Raw genomic sequence first — 3,331 nt, forward strand, 5'->3', positions numbered from 1 at the left:
GCACACCGCGGTATTAAAATAAATGACGAAGCGTACCTATCAACCGTCCAAGCTTGTTCGCAAGCGCCGTCACGGCTTCCGTGCACGTATCGCCACCAAGGGTGGCCGCAAGGTTATCGTTGCCCGCCGGGCACGTGGCCGCAAGCGTCTGTCGGCCTGAGGCCGTCAAGCGCGTGCCGCGCTCGCCTGCATTCGGTTTTCTGAAGCATGCAGGCGCGGTTCGCGGCGCCGGGGCGTCGCCATCGCGTCCGAAGGGACGCTTGATGCCCCTTCTTTCTGAGGGAAGGCTGGCGAATGACCTCATCTGATCAAAACACAACTGCCGGGCGGCTGAAAAGCCGGCCGCAGTTTCTTGCCGTTCGCAACGGCGAGCAACGCAGGGGACCGCTGTTCCTGCTCGAGGTTCTCGATCGCGGCGAACCGGATGCCCTTCCGCGCGTCGGCTTCACCGTCACCAAGAAACATGGCAATGCGGTCGAGCGCAACCGGATGCGCCGACGCCTCAGGGAGGCCGTCAGGCTTTCGGCGTCATTTGCAATGAAGCCCGGACATGACTATGTGATCGTCGCCAGGCGCGACCTTTTGAACGCCCCTTTCGAGCGGATCGGCAAGACCCTCTGCGAGCGGATTGAAAGCAAGCAAAAAAATTCACGGCCCCCGGCCGGCTCCAGGAAAGAATGATGGAAAAAAACCGCAATTACTTCGTGGCGATCGGGCTGTCGGTGCTCATTCTGATTGCCTGGCAGTTTCTCTACGTCAACCCGAAGATAGAGAGAGAACGGATTGCGGCGGAAGCCCAGCATCAGCTCACCCAGCAGAGCCAGCCGGCCGGCACGCCCGCCGTTTCGGGCCAGGCCCAGCCGGCTCAGGCCGCGGTTCCCGGCGCTGTCGAAACCCGTGACCAGGCCATCTCCAAGTCGGCCCGCGTCACCATCGACACGCCGGCACTCAGCGGCTCGATCAACCTGACCGGCGCCCGCTTCGACGACCTGAAGCTCAAGGAATATCACGAGACCGTCGACGACCAGAGCCCGCTGATCACGCTGTTCAGCCCGGCCGATACGCCGGAAGGCTACTTTACCGAAATCGGCTATATCGGCAGCGAGGCAACCGGCTCGGTTCCCGGCCCGACGACGGTCTGGACGGTGAAGAGCGGCGACAAGCTGACGACCGAGACGCCGGTGGTGCTGACCTTCACCAACGAGAAGGGCGTGGTGTTCGAACGCAAGATCTCCATCGATGAACATTTCATGTTCCAGGTCGTCGATACCATCGACAATCAAAGCGGCGCTCCGGTTTCGCTCTCCTCCTATGGCCGCGTTACCCGCTTCAACAAGCCGACCACGCCAAGCGTCTACGTGCTTCATGAAGGCTTCATCGGGGTCATCGGCGAGCATGGCCTCAACGAGGTCGCCTATGGCAAGGTCGAGGACGAAGCTCCGATCCAGCCCGGCAAGGCAACCTCCGGCTGGCTCGGCATCACCGACAAATATTGGGCGGCTGCGATCGTTCCGCCGCAGGCGACGCCGTACGAGTCCAAATTCGCCCATTTCCCCGACGGACGCCCGCGCTACCAGGCGGACTACAAGCAGGACGCCGTGACGATCGCCGCCGGCGAGGCTGTTGAACTCAAGACCCTCGTCTTTGCCGGCGCCAAGCAGGTGCCGCTGGTCGACGGCTACGAGATGACCTACTCGATCCCGCAGTTCGACCTTTTGATCGACTGGGGCTGGTTCTACTTCATCACCAAGCCGATGTTCAAACTGATGGATTTCTTCTTCCGTTATTTCGGCAATTTCGGTGTGGCGATCCTTCTCACCACCATTGTCGTCAAGGCCCTCTTCTTCCCGCTCGCCAGCAAGCAATATGCCTCCATGGCGAACATGAAGAAGGTTCAGCCGAAGATGGAGGAACTGAAGAAGAAGCATGGCGACGACCGCATGGCGCTGCAGCAGGGCATGATGGCTCTCTACAAGGAAGAAAAGATCAATCCGATCGCCGGCTGCTGGCCGATCCTCCTGCAGATCCCGGTGTTCTTCGCGCTCTACAAGGTGATCTATGTCACCATCGAAATGCGCCACGCACCGTTCTTCGGCTGGATCCAGGACCTGTCCGCGCCGGACCCGACCTCGCTGTTCAACCTCTTCGGCCTCCTGCCCTATGACGTTCCGCATGCGCTGATGATCGGCATCTGGCCGCTGATCATGGGCATCACCATGTTCCTGCAGATGCGCATGAACCCGACGCCGCCGGATCCGACCCAGGCCATGTTGTTCACCTGGATGCCGGTCGTCTTCACCTTCATGCTGGCGAGCTTCCCGGCCGGCCTCGTCATCTACTGGGCCTGGAACAATACGCTGTCCATCACCCAGCAGGCGGTGATCATGAAGCGCCATGGCGTCAAGGTCGAGCTGTTCAGCAATCTGAAGGGATTGTTCTCGAGGAAACCCAAACCGGCCGAATAGGCCGGACTTCCCACCGCATGCCAAGGCCCCGGACGATCGTCCGGGGCCTTTTCTTTTTCCCTTCTCCCAGCTCGCTTGCCAGCCGACCAGGTGGCAATCCGCTGCAAGTTCCTTGACATCACTGCTCAAAAGCCTGAAGTCCAGTCGATAGCCTCAAGGACGGAACCGACATGACAGACGTGAAGCCCCAGGACGACAAGCCCGTGTTCGGACGGCCGTGGATCTTCATTCGTGGCGTGCCGGCGATGAAGTTCCTGCCGCCGGAAGGCCCGCTGGAAATCGCCTTTGCCGGCCGCTCCAATGTCGGAAAATCCTCGCTGATCAATGCGCTGGTCGGCCACAAGGGTCTTGCGCGAACCTCCAATACGCCGGGCCGCACCCAGGAACTCAATTATTTCGTTCCGGACGGCTATTCGGGCGCCGACGGCGACCTGCCGCCCATGGCGCTTGTGGACATGCCCGGCTATGGCTATGCCCAGGCGCCGAAGGAGCATGTCGATGCCTGGACCAGGCTGGTCTTCGATTATCTGCGCGGCCGCTCGACGCTGAAGCGCGTCTATGTGCTGATCGACAGCCGCCACGGCATCAAGAAGAACGATGACGACGTGCTGGACCTGCTCGACAAGGCGGCCGTCTCCTACCAGGTCGTGCTGACCAAGACCGACAAGATCAAGGAACCGGCCGTTCCAAGGCTGATCTCCGAGACGCTGGAAAAAATCAGGAAGAGGCCGGCCGCCTTCCCGGAGGTGCTTGCCACCTCTTCGGAAAAGGGTATCGGCATGGAAGAGCTGCGCGCCGCCATCAGGGTGGCCATCACCACCTGATGCCGGCGACCGGCAACATGACGGTCAGGCGGCCGCGGCCGG

4 protein-coding genes are annotated in these 3,331 nt (G+C 61.2%); all 4 read left to right on the plus strand.

Annotated features, from left to right (window positions below):
* Window positions 1-22 precede the first annotated feature (22 nt).
* The 4 genes from rpmH to yihA all read left to right on the plus strand — a co-directional run bounded on the left by rpmH (window position 23) and on the right by yihA (window position 3,289).
* Window positions 23-160, plus strand: a complete 138-nt coding sequence (gene rpmH, locus VL202_RS01810) for a 50S ribosomal protein L34 (protein ID WP_037104763.1) — start codon at window positions 23-25, stop codon at window positions 158-160.
* A gap of 134 nt (window positions 161-294) precedes the next feature.
* A complete protein-coding gene (gene rnpA, locus VL202_RS01815; RefSeq protein ID WP_325462483.1) occupies window positions 295-681 on the plus strand; it encodes a ribonuclease P protein component in 387 nt (128 codons plus the stop codon).
* Window positions 681-2,465 carry a membrane protein insertase YidC gene (yidC, locus tag VL202_RS01820; RefSeq protein ID WP_325462484.1) on the plus strand — a complete coding sequence of 595 codons (1,785 nt, stop codon included), beginning with the start codon at window positions 681-683 and terminating at the stop codon, window positions 2,463-2,465. The genes rnpA and yidC overlap by 1 nt, the downstream gene beginning before the upstream one ends.
* A 170-nt stretch (window positions 2,466-2,635) precedes the next feature.
* Entirely contained in the window at window positions 2,636-3,289 is a 654-nt protein-coding gene (gene yihA / locus VL202_RS01825) for a ribosome biogenesis GTP-binding protein YihA/YsxC (RefSeq protein ID WP_056338029.1), read from the plus strand.
* The last annotated feature ends 42 nt before the right edge of the window (window positions 3,290-3,331 follow it).

Source organism: Pararhizobium sp. (assembly GCF_035497515.1).
Lineage (GTDB): Bacteria > Pseudomonadota > Alphaproteobacteria > Rhizobiales > Rhizobiaceae > Pararhizobium.

Bases quoted from the DNA above. Each gene is read 5' to 3' on its own strand.
- yihA (WP_056338029.1), top strand. From the start codon at position 2,636: ATGACAGACGTGAAGCCCCAGGACGACAAGCCCGTGTTCGGACGGCCG.
- rnpA (WP_325462483.1), top strand. From the start codon at position 295: ATGACCTCATCTGATCAAAACACAACTGCCGGGCGGCTGAAAAGCCGG.
- rpmH (WP_037104763.1), top strand. From the start codon at position 23: ATGACGAAGCGTACCTATCAACCGTCCAAGCTTGTTCGCAAGCGCCGT.
- yidC (WP_325462484.1), top strand. From the start codon at position 681: ATGGAAAAAAACCGCAATTACTTCGTGGCGATCGGGCTGTCGGTGCTC.